Origin of the sequence: Pseudomonas syringae pv. tomato str. DC3000 (genome assembly GCF_000007805.1) — a bacterium.
Classification (GTDB): domain Bacteria; phylum Pseudomonadota; class Gammaproteobacteria; order Pseudomonadales; family Pseudomonadaceae; genus Aquipseudomonas; species Aquipseudomonas avellanae.
This window is the reverse complement of sequence record NC_004578.1, coordinates 509001-529101: the sequence shown is the minus strand read 5'-3', so window position 1 is coordinate 529101 and position 20101 is coordinate 509001. Positions and strand designations below refer to the sequence as shown.

Below are 20101 nucleotides of genomic sequence, written 5' to 3'. Positions count from 1 at the left end.
ATGGGATTTGATCGCCAAGATCCTTTAACGAGATGAACAAAGGGCAGACAGCGCAAAGCAGCACTCAAAAGGAACAAATAATGAACCAGCACATTGGCTCTGACTTCGATGACTTTCTTGCCGAGCAAGGCTTTGCGGAGGAGGTGTCTGCCGCGGCACTCAAACGGGTTATTTCCTGGCAGATCGCCGAGGTCATGAAACAGCAGAAGGTTACCAAAAAGGCTCTCGCCGAGCGTATGCACACAAGCCGAACCGCAGTAGACCGCGCTCTGGATCAGAATGATCCGGGGATGACCCTTGCAACGCTGGCCAGCGCTGCAAGGGCACTGGGTCAACGGGTAGAGGTCAGGCTGGTCCCGGAGCAAGAAGCCAAACGCGCCTGAGCACAATCAGTTTCAGGAATCACTCCTCACCACCCAACACCAACTCCACCATCAGATCATCAGCCAGTGTCTCAAGCCCGGCCTGCAGATCATCCAGCGATAAACCCACTGGCACGCCCAGCACTGCATCGGCGTGGAACAGCAGTTCGCTGCTCATGGGGGCCGGAGTGACGTCGGTGATCAGGTGTTCGACGTTGACGCCCTGTCCGGCCAGCAATCGGGTGATGTCGCGCACGATGCCGGGGCGGTCGTTGCCGACCAGTTTCATGCTGATCAGTTGGGTCGTGTCGCTCGTCTCTACTGCGCTGTCGGCCAGCAGCATACGAATACCATAGGCTGACAGTGCGTTCAGCGCCTTGATCAGGTCGTCGTATTGCTGCGGCTCGACGCCGACCTTGAGGATCCCGGCAAACTGCCCGGCCATGCGTGACATGCGGCTTTCCAGCCAATTGCCACCGTGCTCCGCGATGCATTGGGCAATGCGTTCGACCTGGCCCGGTTTGTCCGGGGCAACCAGCGTTACGACGAGATGATCCACGGTCAATTCCTCTTTCAATGAAGATGATTTGAAAACTGCGACGCTCGCACGAGTATAGGCCTGCTTGAAGCCCACCTGATGTGTGGCAAATCGTGTACCGTCTGGCAGGCTTTATGGAACAATCCTGAGCGAATCTGGAAGCACCGTGACCCTCGGCGTGACCCGACGTTGGGATTCAGTCGTTTAATGACATATCCAGCGACGTTTTCACACGACTGCGGCTGATGTAGTATCCCACAGCGATCACTACATAAAACCAAGATCAATGACAGAGCGCTCCCTGAGTGTGCTCGACCCTGCTGAGCAGAGTGAGGCAAGTGCAATGACTGAGTACGTTCAAGTCGGTGACCTGCAAGTCGCCAGAGTCCTGTTCGACTTCGTGCAGAACGAAGCAACCCCCGGAACCGGCGTCGATGCGGGCGCATTCTGGGCCGGTGCGGACCAACTGATCCACGACCTCGCGCCAAAGAACAAGGCACTGCTCGCCCAGCGTGATGAATTGCAGGCGCAGATCGATGCCTGGCACCAGTCGCGTGCTGGCCAGGCGCACGACGCCTCGGCTTACAAAGCCTTCCTTCAGGAGATCGGCTATCTGCTGCCAGAAGCGGCGGACTTTCAGATCACCACGCAAAACGTCGACGAAGAAATTGCCACCATGGCTGGCCCGCAACTGGTCGTGCCGGTGATGAACGCACGCTTCGCGCTCAACGCATCGAATGCACGCTGGGGCTCGTTGTACGATGCGCTCTACGGCACCGATGCAATCAGCGAAGAAGGCGGCGCGGAAAAAGGCAAGGGCTACAACAAGGTGCGTGGCGACAAAGTCATCGCCTTCGCCCGCGCCTTTCTTGATCAGGCTGCGCCGCTGGCGGCAGGCTCGCACGTTGACTCGACTGCTTACAAATTGATCGACGGCAGACTGGTCATCAGCCTCAAGGGCGGCAGCAACACCGGCCTGCGCGACGATGCACAACTGGTCGGTTTTCAAGGCGATGCCTCGGCACCGTTCGCCGTGCTGTTCAAGCACAACGGTCTGCATTTCGAATTGCAGATCGACGCTGCAAGCCCGGTCGGCCAGACCGATCCGGCAGGCGTGAAAGACATCGTCATGGAAGCCGCGCTGACGACCATCATGGACTGCGAAGACTCCATCGCGGCCGTCGATGCCGACGACAAAGTGGTCGTTTACCGCAACTGGCTGGGCCTGATGAAAGGTGATCTGGTTGAATCGGTGTCCAAGGGCGGCGAAACCTTCACCCGCACCATGAACCCGGACCGGGTCTACACCACGCCACAAGGTGGCGAAGTCACGCTGCACGGTCGTTCGTTGCTGTTCATCCGCAACGTCGGCCACCTGATGACCATCGACGCGATTCTCGACAAGCATGGCAACGAAGTGCCAGAAGGCATTCTCGATGGCCTGCTGACCAGTCTCGCTGCGATCCACAACCTCAACGGCAATAACACACGCAGCAACAGCCGCAGCGGCTCGATGTACATCGTCAAACCGAAGATGCACGGGCCGCAGGAAGCCGCGTTCACCAACGAGCTGTTCGGGCGTATCGAGCAGGTACTGGGCTTGCCGCGCAACACGCTGAAAGTCGGCATCATGGACGAGGAGCGCCGTACCACGGTCAACCTCAAGGCCTGCATTCAGGCCGCAAGCGAGCGCGTGGTGTTCATCAACACCGGCTTTCTGGACCGCACCGGTGACGAAATCCACACGTCGATGGAAGCAGGCCCGGTGGTGCGCAAGGCGCAGATGAAAGCCGAAAAATGGATCTCGGCCTACGAGAACTCCAACGTCGATATCGGCCTGAAATGCGGCCTGCAAGGTCGTGCGCAGATCGGCAAGGGTATGTGGGCCATGCCCGATCTGATGGCCGCCATGCTGGAGCAGAAAATCGCCCACCCGCTGGCAGGCGCAAACACCGCCTGGGTGCCATCACCCACCGCGGCTGCGCTGCATGCTCTGCACTATCACAAGGTGGATGTGTTCGCTCGTCAGGCCGAACTGGCCCAGCGCGAACAGGCCTCGGTGGATGACATCCTGACCATACCGCTCGCGCTGAACACCGACTGGACACCGGAACAAGTCCAGAACGAACTGGACAACAACGCCCAGGGCATTCTTGGCTATGTGGTGCGCTGGATTGATCAGGGCGTGGGTTGCTCGAAAGTCCCGGATATCAACGACATCGGCCTGATGGAAGACCGCGCCACGCTGCGCATCTCCAGCCAGCACATGACCAACTGGCTGCGGCATGGCATCGTCACCGAAACGCAGGTACTGGAAAGCCTCAAACGCATGGCCCCTGTCGTGGACCGCCAGAACGCCAACGACCCGCTGTACCGCCCACTTTCACCAGACTTCGACAGCAACATCGCCTTCCAGGCGGCCGTCGAACTGGTCATAGAAGGCACGCGACAGCCCAACGGCTACACCGAGCCGGTGCTGCATCGCCGCCGTCGCGAGTTCAAGGCGAAAAACCGGGTGTAAGGATTTCAGTCATTGGACCGGAGAGGCGGCTTGCTGCCTCTTCGGGAAGGTGATGAGTAAACATCGCGTTTTTTCGTTTGAACGACCCAGATACTTTCTAACTCGATACATCATCGAAGCAAAACAAACTTCATCCTGCTTGTGGGAAAAAGTCACCCCCCGCGTAAGACGCCTGATCAATATAGGTAAGTCGAGTCTTTAATTATAAAAACGTAACCACAAGGTATTTCCGCGCACGACGCACAGTGCTATCTCTCTTCCTGTTGAATTAACAAAAGTCATACCCCTTAAACAACGCCGTTTAAATTGATGAGCGTTGAGAGTGGCCATGACTTCAGTTCTGCTCAAGGAGAGTTGCATGAACCGACTGGCAATTGTTGTAGGTGATATGACGGATCATGGAGGACACGTCATGACAGGCTCCGAAAGCCATATTATTGATGGGTTCCCCACGGCGCATGTCGGGTGTGATGTTATTTGTCCGCTGCATGGCCCTACCAAGATAATCAGCGGGCAGAACGACTACCTCGTAGAAGGCCAACCACTGGCGCTTGAAGGCGACCTGACAACCTGCGGTGCACGACTGGTATCTTGCCAACAGAACTTTTTCCTGGTCGAAAGAGAATTCTCTTCCGAACCCACACCCGTTACCCCGCCAATGAAACGGGCATATACCCCCGTCGTACTTGCTCAGTCCTGCACTTCGTCGACTTCCAGACAAAACCGAATCGTGTGTGACGAGCGTTTTCAAATGCTCACCCACCAACACAATCGCCTTGGGCATCTGGATTACGTGCTGCTGGAACATAACCAATACACGGCTCGCGGCACCCTCGATGAGCACGGCCACAGCCGCAAACATGGCAGCTCAAGCCCCTCGACCCTGCAGTTTGCCGCCTCCGCCCCTTGGCCTGTAATGGAGTAACTGAACATGTCCCTGAATGATTTCCAGCGCACCAATGCCGTCGGTCCTGATACCTACTTTGCTCTGCCACAGGGTGTGTCACGCACCTATGCACCCTTGGACACGCCACCCAAGCAAGTCATCATCGAAAACCTCGCCCTGTCCCGCATCCCGGGCGCCATGCGCAACATGGGCTGGGATACCGCCGCGGCGTTGTTGCAACGATGGTTTGATAGCCCGGGGTGGGAGATGCCGGCGGATTGGAAAAAGCCGGAAACACAGCCTGATCCGATGAGCTTATCTCCTGAGCAATGCGATGAAGACATAGTGAAAATGGAGTGGGCAATGCAGTTTGAGCGCTGTCGAACCGCAATAGCCGTGGCGGAGTCCAGATTGACTACGCCCAATGCGCTTTTGCGGTTAAAAAAGCTTTTGAAAAAGCAGGGATGGCATGGAAGCGCTCCGTTTAAGCTGGGTTCCACGCTTATGACCGCCCGACAAATAGACGTATCCTCTCAGGTAAATTTTACCGAGTTTGGTGGAGCATGGGATGCACTGGATGACATGTACGGAGCTTTAGGCACCGCGACACTCAAGGTTGGTGTCGTGGGGGAGGTTTTTACCAAAGAACACCCTATTACTCAGCAAGCGCAGCATTATTTCAGAGTCGAGCACTTAGGTTTTTACATTCGCGATCACTACGACTTCAACGGCTTTCAATACTTGGGCACATGGACAGAGGACCGTGTGCTGACGAAAGCAGAAACCGTTATAGCTGTGACGCCACAAGGAAACTTAATCATACGCCTGAAAGAGGGACCATTTGCGGCCATAGCCAATAATCACTTTCGAAAATACAGGGATAATACAAGTAACGGCGGAGACTTCTTTATCTATTCGGATGTGTTATGGAAAAAAGCCGACCCATTCATTGATCTGGAAATTCCCATTTGAAAATAAGCGCGAGAAAAATCCAATTCCTTTCTGCCTATTTTCTTATCGCACTCAGCCTGTGGGCCGCGTCGCAATGGTGGGAAAAAGGCTTGGCGGAAAGGTCAGGTGACCCGATCGTCAGCCCTGATGGCTGCTACCGACTCGAAACATTTAAACCATTCTGGGTACTGCCGAATATGTTTCATCGCAAGCCTCATCCTGACGAAGACGTACCGCCAAAATGGTTCCCGTTGTGGGGCTACCCTGGCTTCTATCGGCTGTATGACAATCGCAACGGTGAACTAATTTCAGAAAACAAGATTTATGACCTTGAAACAGCAGGATGGGGAATAGATTGGGGAGAAGAGTCGGGTTTCGTCTACGCAGGAATGATCCTCATCGGGCCGAACGTCTCTGATTGCATCGGTGATCGCTCTTCACATGTCACGAACCAAAAATGAAGTCGCCATCGACACACATCATCTTTCTTGCAACCTTCATCACGACCGCTGGAAGCCTATGGGCTGCTTCGGAGTACTGGGAAAAGGGCTTGGCGGAAAGCCTGAACGAACCTGATATCAGTCCGGGTGGATGCTATCGAGTTGAAACGTTCAAGCCGTTCTGGATTTTGCCCATGATGTTTCATAGAAAAGCCAACCCCTATAAAGATCATTCACCGAAATGGCTTCCTTGGTGGGGCTACCCTGCATTTTTCCGTCTCTACGATCACCGCACTGGCAAATTGATCTCGGAAACCGAGATTTATGATCTGGAGTCGGCAGGCGGGCCAATGTCTTGGGGTGGTGGGTCAGGGATGGTCTACGCAGGAATGATCCCCATCGGCCCGAATGTCCCTGACTGTAGGGGGGACCGCCCAGCTACACGTGCTGCGCCTCAAGAATGAAGTCGCCATCGAAGCGCATCATCTTTCTTGCAGCCTACATCACCATTGCAGGCAGCATATGGGCTGCGTCGGAGTGGTGGGAAATAGGCTTGGCCGAACGCTTGAGTGACCCCTACATTAGCCCTGGCGGATGTTATCGCGTAGAGCTTTTCAAGCCATTTTGGGTTTTGCCCATGATGTTTCACACAATGCCCGACCCGAACGAAGGCGTACCTCGGGAATGGCTCCCTTGGTGGGGCTATCCTGCATTTTTTCGTCTCTACGATCACCGCACTGGCGAACTGATCTCGGAAACCGAGATTCATGATCTGGAGTCGGCAGGTGGGCCAATGTCTTGGGGTGGTGGGTCAGGCATGGTCTATGCCGGAATGATCCCCATCGGCCCGAATGTACCCGACTGCATCGGTGATCAGCCTGCCACCCATTGAATTCCCGGCATCTCTACGCTCATCAAAATAAAAAACCGGAACCGAATCCATATTTCGACCACCCATCCAGACAGGTCCGAAAACCTCCCGCTCAGGCAGGGAAACGTTTCAGGCACCTGCCACAGCTGACCCACCAAAGGACGCAAGCCGCGAGTCAGCACGTAGCCCCAGCCCCCCGAGCAAACACGCCTCCCCGTGCCGCCCAGGCAGTTTGAAGAAGTGTCGCCTTCCGCCGCGACAGCCCTTCGAACACGTTTTACGCACCACCGAATGCGCAGTGTCGATTACTACCACCACCTGTATTGATCTGTCGAACTTGATATCTGAGCCGATGGAGCCCGCTCATGACCTTAAGAATCAATACTCGTTCTGCTACCCCGGTTGTACCTCTGGAAACAGGCTCTACATCGCAGCCGACACCACCGCCGGTCACGGCAAGAGCGACTGAGCCTCCCCCCGTCGCCAATCCTGCGGCGCCTAAATCAGCGCCAGGTGTTCAGCAAGCACACGGGCTGAAGACGCGCATCGCTGGCAAGCTTTCCGAACGTCAGACCAATTTCAGTCTCGGGATTCCCGGCACTGGTCGTACTCTCAACCGGCCCTTGCGCAGCGGGATTCCGGAGGAAGGTGAGCAGGTATCGAACGAGGAGAGTCATGATCCGTTGCTCAAGGAAGCGCATGAACTGCAGCGTATGGTGGAGTCGGCGCTGACCCATCTGAAGGCGGCACCGACGTCTCTCTGGGAGCGTCCCGCCCCTTCAACGGTAAGGCGTATTACCACCAAGATTTTTCCGTGGCTAAAGCCTGCCCCGCTGCGCGAAGTCGCAAGCAATGGCAGCAACGCCAAGACCAAGATCAAGATCAACTCACAGCAAAGCCCTGAAACCATCGCAGCGGCGGTGAAAGAGCTGAGCACCCGGCTCGATCACCAGAGCAAGGTGCTCGCCACAGCCACCCACGCACTGGTCGCTGCGCGTGAGCATCTTGAATCGCTCGAACAGGCCACCCCGCCCTCGTCGACCGAACCACTGGACCATGCCAGGGCTCGCGTTCAACAAGCCGACTCCACCACCCGCCTGGCCAGTCAGCAACTTCGTGAGCTGATTCAGGGTACAGACGTGTTGCAACTGGGCGCGCTGAGTGAAGGGCAGGATCAGGTTGAACAGAAAGCCGAGTTTTCTTAGCAGTGGCTGAGCGAGTTGCGCACACGCATGCAGGCGGTGGATGTCCGTTTCGCCGACCGGCACACTGCTATTGAAATCGAACTGCAACTCAAGGTGGCGCAGACTCGTGAGCTGATTTCACTCGATCACGACATGACCGCTGCCGAGCACACGGCCGCGCAAGCCAACACGCAGCTTTCTGCCTTGCGCGCCCAGCGACAGGAAACGCCCGAAGGGTCAGACGAAGCCGACAGACTGGACACCGCCATTGGGCAGACGCTTGCAACGCGTTCGCAGGCCATGCAAACGCATCAGCAGCTGGCAAAAAGACTGGTGCGGGTCGATGCCGATGTTGCGCGCCTGAACGACGAGCTGGGCGAGATTCATCAGCGAATCGCGATCGTCAATGATGAGCGCTTTGCACTCAAGACACTTGATCAGAAACTACCCGCATCAGAACAGGTCGCCGCGCCTGCAGAGGACCAAACTCAGGAACGAATCGACAAAACCGCGCTCAAGAACGTTCGCGAGCAGTACCTCGCCAGTCAGATCGGTGAAGCGCACGCTTTTGCAGCAACCGGCGCGGACGAAATTCAAGCGGCCCTGCAACGTATCGGCGATCGCCTGCAAGGCACGCCGCCACCCACACCGCTGCCAGCTTTTGCGGTTATCGAGGTGGTGACGTCGGCGTTGGCAGACGTGACGGGCAATGACGCCACGCGCGCCAACCGCGTGCTCGACTTGCTGAACCAGCACCCACTGGAACATTGGCCTCGCGTTGCCGAGGAGATGTCGAAGTCGGTCAGGACCCGCAGCGCCAACAACAACAGCGTCCAGCGGGACACGCTCGACCTCTGTCGAAAACTGGCAAATGTGCCGCGTGGCATGGAAATGCTGCAAGTGCTCTCCAGCGACGGCACTGCACCGATAGTGGCCGAGCGGGCCAAGCCTTTGCGGGTGTTCTGGAATGCCGATGAAGCGCAGCAGAAAGAGCCCGACGGCAAGGTCAAGGCATGGCTGCAAACCGCCAAACAGGTGGCACGCAGCAAGCTGGATGGAGACGAGAAGTCGTTCGACGATGTCGATCACGCCGCTTTCAACGCGGTTCGTAACGGTTATTTCAGCAACGCTCCCGGCACGCCCTATGCGCAACATGACCAGCGCCTGAAGAAAGCGACGATGGAATGGGTCATGCGCGCTGTGGCGGCCAATACCCCGGAGCAAGCAACAGCAACGGCACCGACGAAAAGCTCGTTGCCACGCCGCCTGGTCCCCACGCTGAACAAGACACCCTTTGCCAAATCGACGCTGGATCGGGCCTACTCGGTGGGCGAAAGCATGGGCCTGCAATCACCCAGAAAGCAGGTTGATCAGGTTATTTCCGCGCGTATCAGCATGCTGGAAGAAACGCTGAAAAACGCCAAGGGCGCACCGGGACTGCAACTTGAAATCTCGGCAGCCCACGCCATGCTCGATCACCTTAAATCTCTGGAGAAGAAAGGCACTCACCTGTCGCAGGTGACGCTCAAAAAGCGCGATGGCAAATCGATGCAAAGCCTGCTCAAGGCCCGCGTTCAGCAGCAGCGGCTATCACAGATATGGGATAAGCCGGACGCGAATGGCAAGCGCGCAGTCAACGTACTGCACAAAGCTCAGCACATCGAACTGCCGCCGCTGTACAGCGAACTGGCCAACAGCAAGCTGTCGGTCTACGAAGCCCTCAATCGTGTCGATGAGCACCTGCGCGAGGTATTGCCGCCAGTGCTGCAACCTGCTGAGTCTGTTGAAGAGGTGCTTGATCAGGACTTGAGCGCAGCGATAAAGCTGCTGAAAACCCGACACTTGAGCGAGAAAAGCGACATCGTGACGTTTTTCAAGCCGTTCATTCTTGAAAGCCGCCTGCGCGACCGGTTGCGACTGGGCGGCGGAGGCACGCTGGGCGTGGGCTTGCCGTCGCTGCCCTACAGCTTGATATCGCCCATCGTGTCACCGATCTTTTCGGCAGAGAAATCTCGCAGTGACGAAGCGTTTGCCCAGCTGTTCATGCCGATTCTGGGCATGGAAATGTCCTTCGGCAAAGCACGAACCGAAGCCGCCGAGGCCACCATCGGTGTGGCGGCAGGAAGTGCGGTTGCAGACGGTGTGGCGATACAGGCTGCGCTCACTGGCCGCTTTACCGCTCAGGAAACTCAAACCAGCTCGACCCTCATGCGCTTTTTTCGCACCCGACACAAGGACGATGAAATGCGCGGCAACATGCTGACCGCGCTGGACAGCATGGTGCGCTGGGACATCATCGATCCGCAAAAGGGCCAGCGTTACGCCGGGCCGCTGGAAGCCATACTGGCGCGTAACCCGGAGGTCTCTGTCAGCCAGATCGATGCGACGTCCAGCACCCGCAACGTCGCGGCGCGTGTGGCACTGCGCGTCCCGGCGGTACGTTTCAAGGATGGCGCCAGTCACGCCTCTCAAACCCTGACGCCGGAACCCTCGGTGTACGTCGAAGCGGATCGAATCAAGGAAACACGCACGGAAACCGGCGGATTCATCAGCGTTGTCGGCGCCAAGGGTGACACCGCTCAGCAACGGATGGGGGTCACCGCCAACCTGAACTTCGCGCCGATTGCCAGCTCGGCCACGCCAGCAGAAAAAGGTGCCAACCATGGGGTTCAGGGTCAGGGGCTGGGTTTGCAACTGGGCATGTCCCGGGACCTGGCCTGGGCACTGGAAAAGAACGAAATATCGCCCTTCCTGATTGGCGACAAACAGGACGCCGATCTGGACCGACATTACTCCACGCCGCGCGACATGCAGGCCGAAATCACCGCCAACCGCGACCTGTGGTTGATGCGTTGCATCGAAACACTGGAGCCGGATGAGACAGGCAACAAAAACACCCCGGACAACCGCCTGCGCGCGGCCATGCACCTTGACGCTTTCGAGGCGACGATCAAGCGTCTGGGCAAGGACAGCAAGTATTGCCAGTACAACGTCAATTACTCGATGAAAGGCCGGGCAGGCGCCGAGATAGATGGCTATCGCGGTATTCAGGCACTCGCTTTGCAGCGCGGGGATGTGCAGGCAGCGGAAAAGGCCCAGCAGGCCATTGACGATATTTTGCTGACCAAAGAAACGTGGCGACCACTGGTGTTGATCGTTCGTGAGCGAGCGCGGGATTCAACCGTGGTTGGCTGGCGTAACCTACTGCGTTGGCAGAAGCTCTCCAATGTCGACGGTCAGCGCACCGCAGCGCAGTTTCCGCCGCCGTGAAGACGGGGTGACTGGCCCATGATCAGCGGGCCAATGCCGGGATCGGCACGCTGGTCATTCAGCTGTACGACGAATGCTTCAACTCATTCCCAGCTCACGCTTCACCAGCTTCACCAGTTGTTTGGTGTTCAACGGCTTGAGCAGGAAGTCCACCACGCTCAGGTGCATGGCGTCGATGGCGTCGCGCACGTTGGCGTCGCCGGAAACGATAATGATGGGCAACTCGGCGCGGTCCGACTCGCGGACCTTGCGGATCAGGTCAAGACCGTCGAAAGGCGCCATGCGCAAATCGGTGATCAACAGGCCTATAGACTGGCGCGTCTGAATCATTTTGAGGGCGCTGTCACCACCGGGCGCAGTCATGCAACTGATGTCATTGAGACTCAGAATCTCGGCCAGCAGCTCGCGCGCGTCACTGTCGTCATCAACGATCAGGACCCGTTGCGGTGCGCCGCGATCAGGCGAGAGCATGACCTCATGGAGGGCATTGCGCTCATCGTCGCTCAAAATATCTTGGTCAATCATTGCAATCTCATCGTTCCCTGGACTATCCGACAGCAGATTCTGTCAAATCTGCGATGCAGTTCGTCGGCATCCCGGCCAGTCTTCGCTCGCAGTCCATTGCGCTCGTCAAATCGGTTCCAGCAATCACCATCACTTTGCCAATCGCCTCAGGCGTAAGACTTACGTCCAATGGGCACCTGGCTACAAGCGGCCGACCATGAGCACCAATAACAAGAGTGCGGAACAGGCCATGAGCAAGGCAGATGCGTTCACCCAGGCAGGCAAGACAGCCGTGCTGCAGAACATACACGGCACCATGCAGTTCCTGCAAAAATTCCCGCCTTTCAACCAGATGGAAAACGCTCATCTGGCGTATCTCGTCGAGCAGTGTCAGCTCAGGTTTTATGCGGCAGACGAGAGCATCATAAAGCCCGGCGATGGGCCAGTAGAACACTTTTACATCGTCAAACAGGGGCGAATCGTCGGTGAACGTCCTCATTCCGCGAAAAGAGGCACCGAAACCACCTTCGAAATCACCACGGGCGAGTGCTTCCCGCTCGCCGCCCTGCTGGGTGAGCGTGCCACGCGCACCGAGCATCTGGCCGCCGAAGACACTTTCTGCCTGCAACTGAACAAGCAGGCCTTCATCAAGCTGTTCGCGCTGTCCACGACATTTCGCGACTTCGCCCTGCGCGGGGTCAGCAGCCTGTTGGATCAGGTCAACCAGCAGGTCCAGCAGCGCGCCGCCGAAACCCTTGGTACGCAGTATTCGCTGAACACGCGCCTGGGCGAGCTGGCCATGCGTCATCCGGTGATGTGCAGCCCCGACATGCCCATGCGCGATGCGGTAAAACTGATGCATGAACAGCAGGTAGGCAGCATCGTGATCGTCGACGAGCAGCAAGCGCCGTTGGGTATTTTCACCCTGCGCGACCTGCGTGAAGCGGTTGCCGATGTGAATGCCGATTTCAGCGCGCCGGTCAAAAACACCATGAGCCCCTCACCGTTTCACCTGAGCCCGGACGCCAGCGCGTTCGACGCAGCCATTGCCATGACCGGGCGTCATATCGCCCATGTGTGCCTGGTCAGAGACGGGAGGTTGTGCGGTGTGGTGTCGGAGCGGGATCTGTTCTCCCTGCAACGGGTCGATCTGGTGCATCTGGCGCGCACCATCCGCAATGCGCCGCGTATCGAAGCGCTTGCCGGTTTGAGGGGCGATATCGTCCAGCTGGTTGATCGCATGCTCGCGCACGGCGCCTCGTCCACGCAGATTACCCAGATCATTACCTTGCTCAATGATCACACGGTGTGTCGGGTGATCGAACTGACGCTCGCGGAAAAAGGCGACCCCGGCGTGCCGTTCAGCTGGCTGTGTTTCGGCAGCGAGGGCCGACGCGAACAGACGCTGCATACTGATCAGGACAACGGCATTCTGTTTGAAGCCAGCGATGCCACAGAGGCAGAGCAGATCCGCACACTGCTGCTACCCATTGCCGAACGCATCAATCAGAGCTTGGCGCAGTGCGGTTTTACGCTGTGCAAGGGCAATATCATGGCCGGCAACCCTGATTTGTGCCTGTCGCGACTTGAATGGTCGAGGCGCTTCTCGGCCTTTATTCGCGAGGCCACCCCGGAGAACCTGCTGGCATCGAGCATCTACTTCGACCTGCGCGTGGTCTGGGGCGATGAGAGCGGCGGCGGGCAACTGCGCCGCGGCATTCTCGATCAGGTGGCAGACAATCGGCTGTTCCAGCGCATGATGGCCGAGAACGCCCTGCGTCAACGGCCGCCGGTGGGCCGCTTCAAGGATTTCGTGCTGGCGCGCAAAGGCAGCGAGAAAGACACCCTGGACCTCAAGACCGAAGGTCTGACGCCCTTTGTCGACGGTGCGCGCCTGTTGGCGCTGGCCAACGGTATCGGCGTCAACAATACTCAGGAACGCTTGCGGCAACTGGTCGAGCGCGAAGTCATCGACCCGCTGGACGGTGCCGCCTACGAGGAGGCTTATCACTTCATTCAGCAGACCCGTATGCAGCAACACCAATTGCAGAGTCGCCAGAACCTCGCCTACTCCAACCGCATCGACCCGGACACACTCAACCACCTGGACCGTCGCATTCTGCGTGAATCGTTTCGTCAGGCGCAGCGATTGCAGATGAGCCTGACCATGCGTTATCAGCTATGAACCTGTTCGAGTGGTTGAAGCCACGTCCGAAAAAGGTCCCTTTGGACGCTCATCAACTGAAGCGGATCAAGCAATTGCCGGTCTGCGCGAAGCTCAGCGACAAACCGCTGCGCCAACAGCGCTGGGTGGTGCTGGACCTGGAAACCAGCGGGCTGAACATGAACCGCGATCAGGTGCTGTCCATCGGAGCGGTTGTGATTGAGGACGGAGCCATCGATCTGGGCCAGCAGTTCGAGCGCACGCTGTTGCGCGTCGATCACAAGCTCAGCCCGGCCGTGCTGATTCATGGGCTGGCACCCAGTGCGATTGCAGCGGGCAGCGAGCCGGTCGAGGCGTTGCTGGATTTCATGGAGTTTGTCGGCGACAGCCCGATTCTGGGCTTTCATGCACCATTCGATCAGCACATGCTGGCGCGTGCGCTGAAAGAAAGCCTGGACTACCGTTTGCAGCATGCGTTTTTCGACGCCGCCGAAATAGCCCCGATGCTCTGCGAACAGGCCAACCTGCGGCACGCCGGGCTGGACGACTGGACGCAGTTTTTTGGCCTGCACGCCGAAGAACGCCACAACGCCAGCGCCGATGCACTGGTCACCGCAGAGCTGGCGTTGATTCTGTTCAGCCACGCCCGCCGCCAGCAGATCGACAGCACCTTGCGACTGGCAGAATCACTGGGGCAGTGGCGCAGGCGCAAGCAGTCGCATTCGTTCTGATGGCAACTGCTTCTCGCGTGTGCATTGGCACGACACACGCCTCAGCACTCGGCATAAGCCTTGTGGGAGCGACCTGGGCTCAGCCCTGGGAAATGGTCTTGGCGATCACATCCACCGTGGCATCGACCTGCTCGCGGTAACGCTTCAATTCGACCTTGTGCAGTTGCTCAAGCTCGATCTGCTGCGAGCAGAGATTCAGGGCTGCCAGGACCAGCAAACGGTCGCCGATCAATGTCGGGTATTTGCGCTTGGTGTCGGCCAGCGACGCATTGAGCATCGCGGCGGCCTTCATGAGAGTCAGGTCTTCGCCAGCCGGGGCCTTGACCGAGTACTCATTACCCAGAATTGAAAGAACGGTTACACCGTTGCCATCGACGTTCATGCGCCAACAGCACTTGCGCTGGTCGCGCGGTCAACCAGTGCCTGGATACGCGCGGCGGTGCTGCCCTGCTTTTCTTCCTGCTCCATCAGGCTCAGTTGCAAGTTCTCGTTCTCGTCCTTGGCTTTTGCCAGCTCGGCGCCGAGCTGTGCATTCGTGTCCTGCAGGGTCTGGTTTTGCTGCACCAGGTCACCGACAAGTTGTTCCAATTGGCTAAGGGAGGCTTCCAACATTTTGATTTCTCGAGCAAATTTCAACGGGCGCGTACGATAAAGAAAAGTCGCTGCGCATGCCAGCGCTCAGGCTTTGATACCGATCTGTCATGACATTGACATGTCGATAACGTAAACGCGTAGGGGGCTTGTGACTACGTATTCGGAATCCGGTTCCTGCTGTTCGTCAGACCGCCCCGAACTGCGACAAATGCGCACAGCCAATGAGCAAAATGATATCACCCTGACTGCCCTCAACGCCGTGTTTTCAAGGGTTTGCGCGGATTTTTGCCATATCCCAAAATAACCGTCAGTAATAAGTCGTCAATATTTAGTGCCTACTAACTCAAGACGTTAGTCGCATGACCGATAGGCAGCCATTCACTGCATTCCCTTCACCGTTAAATCGCATGGACCGCGTACCTACCCTGGAAGCTTTCTATGTCCCTGCGAAATATGAACATCGCGCCCCGAGCGTTTCTTGGATTCGCCATCATCGGCACACTCATGCTGATCCTCGGTGTATTCGCCCTGTCCCAGATGAACAAGATCCGTGGCGCGACTGAAGACCTGGCCAACGGCAATGTGCCCAGTATCAAAAGCCTCGATCGATTCGCAGAAGTCAGTATCCGTTTGCGCGTGTTGTCTTACCGACTGCTGGTCAACCGCGACCCGGAAACCCAGCAGAAGACCATCGACCTGCTGGCGATGCGCAACAAGCAGATCACCGACGCTCAGGCGATTTACGAGAAGCTGATCAGCGACCCCGACGAGCGCAATCTTTACGGCCAGTACGTGCAACTGCTGGGGCAGTATCGCCAGCTTGAAGAGCGCCTGAAGACGCTGACCCGCGCCAACAAAATCGAAGAGCTGCAGAGCCTGCTCAACAACGAACTGCTCAGCAACTCCGATCAGATGAACGTCGTGCTCGGCAAGCTGGTAGAGATCAATACTGCTCAATTGAACCAGGTCAAAAAGGATGCTTCCCGCGAGTACGACTCAGCATTCAATATGGTCATCGGGCTGCTCATAGCTGCCACGCTGCTCACCATCGTGTTTGCCTGGATGCTGATCAAAAGCATTACCACGCCGATCGCCACGGCGCTGCATGCGGCGGAAACCATCGCGAAAGGTAACCTGACCCAGCCGATCCAGATTGATGGCAGCGACGAAGCCGGTCGTTTACTGCTGGCCATGAAAACCATGCAGGACAAACTGCGCGACACGCTGCAGGGCATTTCCGGTTCGGCCACGCAACTGGCCTCGGCGGCCGAAGAGCTGAATGCCGTTACCGACGAAAGTGCACGTGGGCTGGTGCAGCAGAACAACGAAATCGAGCAGGCTGCCACTGCGGTCAACGAAATGACCAGCGCCGTGGAAGAAGTCGCCCGCAACGCTGTCAGTACGTCGCAAGCGTCTCGCAATGCGGCGACCTCTGCCGGTGACGGTCGTGATCTGGTTCAGGAAACCGTCAGCGCCATCGAACGCATGAGCGGTGACGTGAAAGGCACGGCTGAACTGATCATCAACCTGGCTACTGAGTCTCGGGATATCGGCAAGGTGCTGGACGTGATCCGCGGCCTGGCCGACCAGACCAACCTGCTGGCGCTCAACGCCGCCATCGAAGCTGCACGTGCCGGTGAAGCCGGACGCGGTTTTGCGGTAGTGGCCGACGAAGTGCGCGCTTTGGCACACCGCACGCAGCAATCGACCAGCGAAATCGAACGCATGATCGGCAGCATTCAGAGCGGCACGGAACAGGCAGTAAGCTCGATGCGCAACAGCACCGAACGCGCCGAATCCACCTTGAACATCGCCAAAGGCGCGGGCATGGCGCTGAACACCATCAATGTCGCGGTCGAAGAGATCAACGAACGCAATATGGTCATCGCCAGCGCCGCTGAAGAGCAAGCGCAAGTCGCACGCGAAGTGGACCGCAACCTGGTGAACATCCGCGACCTCTCGGCACAATCAACCAGCGGCGCCAACCAGACCAGCGCAGCCAGCACCGAGCTTTCCCGCCTGGCCGTGGACCTCAACAGCATGGTGTCGCGCTTCGCGCTTTAAGGGTCAACGATCGTGCGACGCTCTGCGTCGCATGCCGTTCTGGACGCTCCGCGTCCTTTTGCGACGCAGCGCGTCGAAAACGATAACCTGACTATCTCAATTATCGTGCGACGCTCTGCGTCGCACGCCGTTCTGGACGCTCCGCGTCCTCTTTGCGGGCCCCGCGCAAAGATCAGTCAAATTAAAGCCGCACACTCGCAAACGTCGATTCATTACGCGCCTGGCTCAACGCCGAGAGCGGTCCCGACAACGGCGCGAGCACCAGTGCTTGCGGGATTGGCATCATGGCGACCTGTTGCGCGGTGTTGGAGCCTACGCGCTCGTCGCGCGGCGGGATGCCGAAGTATTCGCGGTAGCATTTGGAGAAGTGTGGCGTCGACACGAAGCCGCACACTGACGCAACCTCGATGATCGACATCGGTGTCTGCTTGAGCAATTGCCGGGCGCGGATCAGGCGCAGTTTCAGGTAATAACGCGACGGCGAGCAGTGCAAGTATTTCTGGAACAGCCGCTCCAGTTGCCTGCGCGACACGGCGACGTACACCGCCAGCTCATCAAGGTCGATCGGCTCTTCGAGATTGGCCTCCATCAAGGCCACGATTTCCTGCAATTTCGGCTGATTGGTGCCCAGCATGTGCTTGAGCGGCACGCGTTGATGGTCCTGCTCGTTACGAATGCGCTCATAAACGAACATCTCGGAAATCGCCGCCGACAGCTCACGGCCATGATCGCGGCTGATCAGGTGCAGCATCATGTCCAGCGGCGCGGTGCCACCGGAGCTGGTGAAGCGGTTACGGTCCAGCGTGAACAACCGGGTGCTCATGGACACACGCGGAAAGGCTTCCTGCATTGAAGCCAGGCATTCCCAATGCACGCTGCAATCGAAACCATCGAGCAAACCGGCGCACGCCAGCGCCCAACTGCCGGTGCACACAGCACCCAGGCGACGCGACTGACGCGCCTGGCTCTGCAGCCAACTGACATGCTCACGGGTTACAGTGCGCTGAATGCCGACACCACCGCAGACAATCACAGTATCGAGCGCCTGGGCCTTGTGCATGGCGGCGTCCGGGGTGATCTGCAAGCCATCGCTGGCCCAGACCTGGCTGCCATCGACACTCAGCGTGGTCCAGCGATACAGCTCGCGGCCCGACAGCTGGTTGGCCATGCGAAGAGGTTCTACCGCCGATGCGAGGGAGATCAGGGTGAAGTTATCCAACAGCAGAAAGCCGATGGACTGTGGCGCGCGGTTCTGGGGTTGAGCCCCTTGATTGAACGATGTCATCACACTATCTCCTCACATATGGCTATGGTTGGCCTCAGGGCGGGCTCTTCTTATACCCCTCGTCACTGAAGGGCTTTGTGATGACATCGCAAATCTCATGCCGGAAATTGATCAGGCATTCAATAACACCTGAAAACGACGTCGCGAAGTGTCTATCCGGCAGCGACCCGAGTGTCTGTTTGCGACGCGCAGGCATGCGGGCTGCGCTGCCTGATGAGCAATTCGGTAGCACTACGGGGAAACGCTCAGGGGCTGACCGTGCCCCGAGTGCTACTCAAGGCACACCGTGAAAAAATCAGGCAGCCAGCGGGTTTTCGCGCTAAAAGGTGGCGGCCATCGAGGCGTGTGATCAAAAAGTGCGCAGTGCTCGAAAGTCGTATCATCTTTGGCGCCGCTATGGCCCGACCACAGCCCATAATGAACTTGTCGGCGTTACCCCCCTCCAAAAGACCGCGTTCGCGCAGGCACCGACCTGCCAACCGACGGCTGCCGACCTGCGCAGCGACCGTGTAACGTACTGGCCGCTTTTCAGCAGTCCCGACACTGCAACCGGGCGCGCGTACGATGCAATGAATCTGTAAGCGACCTTGCGCGCACTGGATGCGACGCCTCCTGCACTGGATACGACGCCCCCTGTAGGCGTTTGATTTTCCCTGTTACATGATCGGGTCCGACTCGATCGCCCGGCGCAGTGATGGAGCTTCGCGAAAAGCCTCGCCAACCCATAAGCCGCGTCAGCGTTCACCTGCTGATGACTAGAAGAAACTCACAGGAGTCCACCCCATGAAAGGTTCCAAATCGTTGCTGTTGGCCGCCACGCTCTGTATGCCGGTGCTTGCTCAGGCAGCCGAGCCAGAGGCCTGTCATACGGTCAACTTCTCCGACGTAGGCTGGACTGACATCACCGTCACCACAGCGGTGACCAGCGCCGTACTCGAGTCACTGGGTTACAAGACCAAGACCACCATGATTTCCGTACCGGTGACCTACAAGTCGCTGGCAGATGGCAAGAACATGGACGTTTTCCTCGGCAACTGGATGCCGACCATGGAAAACGACATCAAGCCTTATCGCGAAGCCGGCACTGTCGAAACCGTGCGCGCCAACCTCGAAAACGCCAAATACACCCTGGCCGTGCCGCAAGCGCTCTACGACAAAGGCCTGCATGACTTCGCCGACATCACCAAATTCAAGAAAGAACTGGGCGGCAAGATCTACGGTATCGAACCCGGCAACGACGGCAACCGCCTGATCCAGAGCATGATCGACAAGAACGCCTTCGGCCTCAAAGATGCGGGCTTCAAGGTGGTGGAATCCAGCGAGGCGGCCATGCTCTCGCAGGTTGATCGCGCCGTGAAACGCAAAAACGATGTGGTGTTCCTGGGCTGGGAACCGCACCCGATGAACACACGCTTCAAGATGAAATATCTTACCGGCGGCGATGACTTTTTCGGCCCCAACTATGGCCAGGCGACTATCTACACCAACACCCGCAAAGGCTACAGTCAGGAATGCAGCAACGTAGGCCAGTTGCTCAAGAACCTGTCCTTCACGCTGGAAATGGAAAGCACCCTGATGGGCAATGTGCTGGATGACAAGACCAAGCCTGATGCCGCCGCCAAGGCGTGGATCAAGAAAAACCCGCAAGTGCTCGACACCTGGCTGGCAGGCGTGACCACCGTGGATGGCAAACCAGGCCTGGAGGCAGCCAAGGCCAAGTTGACCCAGTAAGCCGA

17 protein-coding genes and 1 pseudogene are annotated in these 20101 nt (G+C 57.8%); 13 read left to right on the top strand and 5 right to left on the bottom strand.

What is annotated here, in order from left to right:
• Positions 1-80 precede the first annotated feature (80 nt).
• Entirely contained in the window at positions 81-383 is a 303-nt protein-coding gene (locus tag PSPTO_RS02515; protein WP_003379963.1) for an XRE family transcriptional regulator, read from the top strand.
• Between the two features lie 19 nt (positions 384-402).
• On the opposite strand, the gene PSPTO_RS02510 is transcribed toward PSPTO_RS02515, so the two are convergent.
• Positions 403-921 carry a glycine cleavage system protein R gene (locus tag PSPTO_RS02510; protein WP_005763732.1) on the bottom strand — a complete coding sequence of 173 codons (519 nt, stop codon included), beginning with the start codon at positions 919-921 and terminating at the stop codon, positions 403-405.
• Between the two features lie 322 nt (positions 922-1243).
• On the opposite strand from PSPTO_RS02510, the gene PSPTO_RS02505 reads away from it, so the two are divergent.
• From PSPTO_RS02505 to PSPTO_RS02475, 7 genes and pseudogenes are all read left to right on the top strand, one after another.
• The gene (locus PSPTO_RS02505; RefSeq protein WP_005763731.1) at positions 1244-3421 is read left to right on the top strand and encodes a malate synthase G; all 2178 of its coding nucleotides are present in this window, start codon (positions 1244-1246) and stop codon (positions 3419-3421) included.
• 358 nt (positions 3422-3779) lie between these two features.
• Positions 3780-4346: a PAAR domain-containing protein gene (locus PSPTO_RS02500; RefSeq protein WP_011103156.1), complete on the top strand. Its 567-nt coding sequence runs from the start codon at positions 3780-3782 to the stop codon at positions 4344-4346.
• Positions 4347-4352: 6 nt separating this feature from the next.
• The gene (locus PSPTO_RS02495) at positions 4353-5279 is read left to right on the top strand and encodes a DUF6402 family protein (RefSeq protein WP_011103155.1); all 927 of its coding nucleotides are present in this window, start codon (positions 4353-4355) and stop codon (positions 5277-5279) included.
• On the top strand, positions 5276-5719 hold the full coding sequence (locus tag PSPTO_RS02490; protein ID WP_005763718.1) for a hypothetical protein: 444 nt from the start codon (positions 5276-5278) through the stop codon (positions 5717-5719). The genes PSPTO_RS02495 and PSPTO_RS02490 overlap by 4 nt, the downstream gene beginning before the upstream one ends.
• On the top strand, positions 5716-6162 hold the full coding sequence (locus tag PSPTO_RS02485; RefSeq protein WP_011103154.1) for a hypothetical protein: 447 nt from the start codon (positions 5716-5718) through the stop codon (positions 6160-6162). The genes PSPTO_RS02490 and PSPTO_RS02485 overlap by 4 nt, the downstream gene beginning before the upstream one ends.
• Positions 6159-6590 carry a hypothetical protein gene (locus PSPTO_RS02480; protein ID WP_011103153.1) on the top strand — a complete coding sequence of 144 codons (432 nt, stop codon included), beginning with the start codon at positions 6159-6161 and terminating at the stop codon, positions 6588-6590. The genes PSPTO_RS02485 and PSPTO_RS02480 overlap by 4 nt, the downstream gene beginning before the upstream one ends.
• Positions 6591-7282: 692 nt before the next feature.
• Positions 7283-11023: pseudogene (locus tag PSPTO_RS02475) on the top strand (type III effector).
• A 78-nt stretch (positions 11024-11101) separates the two neighbouring features.
• Here PSPTO_RS02475 and PSPTO_RS02470 read toward each other — a convergent pair.
• The gene (locus PSPTO_RS02470; protein ID WP_005763705.1) at positions 11102-11548 is read right to left on the bottom strand and encodes a response regulator; all 447 of its coding nucleotides are present in this window, start codon (positions 11546-11548) and stop codon (positions 11102-11104) included.
• Positions 11549-11777: 229 nt separating this feature from the next.
• On the opposite strand from PSPTO_RS02470, the gene PSPTO_RS02465 reads away from it, so the two are divergent.
• The gene (locus PSPTO_RS02465; protein WP_005763703.1) at positions 11778-13712 is read left to right on the top strand and encodes a DUF294 nucleotidyltransferase-like domain-containing protein; all 1935 of its coding nucleotides are present in this window, start codon (positions 11778-11780) and stop codon (positions 13710-13712) included.
• Positions 13709-14422, top strand: coding sequence for a 3'-5' exonuclease (locus tag PSPTO_RS02460; protein ID WP_011103148.1), 714 nt, complete (start codon positions 13709-13711; stop codon positions 14420-14422). Before PSPTO_RS02465 ends, PSPTO_RS02460 begins: the two co-directional genes overlap by 4 nt.
• Positions 14423-14501: 79 nt before the next feature.
• Here the strand turns inward: PSPTO_RS02460 and PSPTO_RS02455 are convergent, their stop codons facing one another.
• Both PSPTO_RS02455 and PSPTO_RS02450 read right to left on the bottom strand, forming a co-directional pair.
• Positions 14502-14804: a cell division protein ZapA gene (locus PSPTO_RS02455; protein ID WP_003379947.1), complete on the bottom strand. Its 303-nt coding sequence runs from the start codon at positions 14802-14804 to the stop codon at positions 14502-14504.
• Positions 14801-15034: a hypothetical protein gene (locus PSPTO_RS02450; RefSeq protein ID WP_005763699.1), complete on the bottom strand. Its 234-nt coding sequence runs from the start codon at positions 15032-15034 to the stop codon at positions 14801-14803. The genes PSPTO_RS02455 and PSPTO_RS02450 overlap by 4 nt, the downstream gene beginning before the upstream one ends.
• A 420-nt stretch (positions 15035-15454) precedes the next feature.
• Between PSPTO_RS02450 and PSPTO_RS02445 the strand changes: the two genes are divergently transcribed.
• Complete coding sequence (locus PSPTO_RS02445; RefSeq protein WP_011103145.1) at positions 15455-17080, top strand: methyl-accepting chemotaxis protein; 1626 nt, start codon at positions 15455-15457, stop codon at positions 17078-17080.
• A gap of 181 nt (positions 17081-17261) precedes the next feature.
• On the opposite strand, the gene PSPTO_RS02440 is transcribed toward PSPTO_RS02445, so the two are convergent.
• A complete protein-coding gene (locus tag PSPTO_RS02440) occupies positions 17262-18365 on the bottom strand; it encodes a GlxA family transcriptional regulator (protein WP_005763696.1) in 1104 nt (367 codons plus the stop codon).
• 326 nt (positions 18366-18691) lie between these two features.
• Here PSPTO_RS02440 and PSPTO_RS30605 point away from each other — a divergent pair, with 326 nt between their 5' ends.
• Both PSPTO_RS30605 and PSPTO_RS02435 read left to right on the top strand, forming a co-directional pair.
• On the top strand, positions 18692-18946 hold the full coding sequence (locus PSPTO_RS30605) for a hypothetical protein (protein ID WP_024666105.1): 255 nt from the start codon (positions 18692-18694) through the stop codon (positions 18944-18946).
• 202 nt (positions 18947-19148) lie between these two features.
• Positions 19149-20096: a choline ABC transporter substrate-binding protein gene (locus tag PSPTO_RS02435; protein ID WP_005763694.1), complete on the top strand. Its 948-nt coding sequence runs from the start codon at positions 19149-19151 to the stop codon at positions 20094-20096.
• Positions 20097-20101 lie beyond the last annotated feature (5 nt).

What these genes read in the sequence shown, in the direction of transcription:
- PSPTO_RS02515 (WP_003379963.1), top strand. Translation starts at nt 81, where the DNA reads ATGAACCAGCACATTGGCTCTGACTTCGATGACTTTCTTGCCGAGCAA.
- PSPTO_RS02505 (WP_005763731.1), top strand. Translation starts at nt 1,244, where the DNA reads ATGACTGAGTACGTTCAAGTCGGTGACCTGCAAGTCGCCAGAGTCCTG.
- PSPTO_RS02500 (WP_011103156.1), top strand. Translation starts at nt 3,780, where the DNA reads ATGAACCGACTGGCAATTGTTGTAGGTGATATGACGGATCATGGAGGA.
- PSPTO_RS02495 (WP_011103155.1), top strand. Translation starts at nt 4,353, where the DNA reads ATGTCCCTGAATGATTTCCAGCGCACCAATGCCGTCGGTCCTGATACC.
- PSPTO_RS02485 (WP_011103154.1), top strand. Translation starts at nt 5,716, where the DNA reads ATGAAGTCGCCATCGACACACATCATCTTTCTTGCAACCTTCATCACG.
- PSPTO_RS02480 (WP_011103153.1), top strand. Translation starts at nt 6,159, where the DNA reads ATGAAGTCGCCATCGAAGCGCATCATCTTTCTTGCAGCCTACATCACC.
- PSPTO_RS02470 (WP_005763705.1), bottom strand. Translation starts at nt 11,548, where the DNA reads ATGATTGACCAAGATATTTTGAGCGACGATGAGCGCAATGCCCTCCAT.
- PSPTO_RS02465 (WP_005763703.1), top strand. Translation starts at nt 11,778, where the DNA reads ATGAGCAAGGCAGATGCGTTCACCCAGGCAGGCAAGACAGCCGTGCTG.
- PSPTO_RS02460 (WP_011103148.1), top strand. Translation starts at nt 13,709, where the DNA reads ATGAACCTGTTCGAGTGGTTGAAGCCACGTCCGAAAAAGGTCCCTTTG.
- PSPTO_RS02455 (WP_003379947.1), bottom strand. Translation starts at nt 14,804, where the DNA reads ATGAACGTCGATGGCAACGGTGTAACCGTTCTTTCAATTCTGGGTAAT.
- PSPTO_RS02450 (WP_005763699.1), bottom strand. Translation starts at nt 15,034, where the DNA reads ATGTTGGAAGCCTCCCTTAGCCAATTGGAACAACTTGTCGGTGACCTG.
- PSPTO_RS02445 (WP_011103145.1), top strand. Translation starts at nt 15,455, where the DNA reads ATGTCCCTGCGAAATATGAACATCGCGCCCCGAGCGTTTCTTGGATTC.
- PSPTO_RS02440 (WP_005763696.1), bottom strand. Translation starts at nt 18,365, where the DNA reads ATGACATCGTTCAATCAAGGGGCTCAACCCCAGAACCGCGCGCCACAG.
- PSPTO_RS02435 (WP_005763694.1), top strand. Translation starts at nt 19,149, where the DNA reads ATGAAAGGTTCCAAATCGTTGCTGTTGGCCGCCACGCTCTGTATGCCG.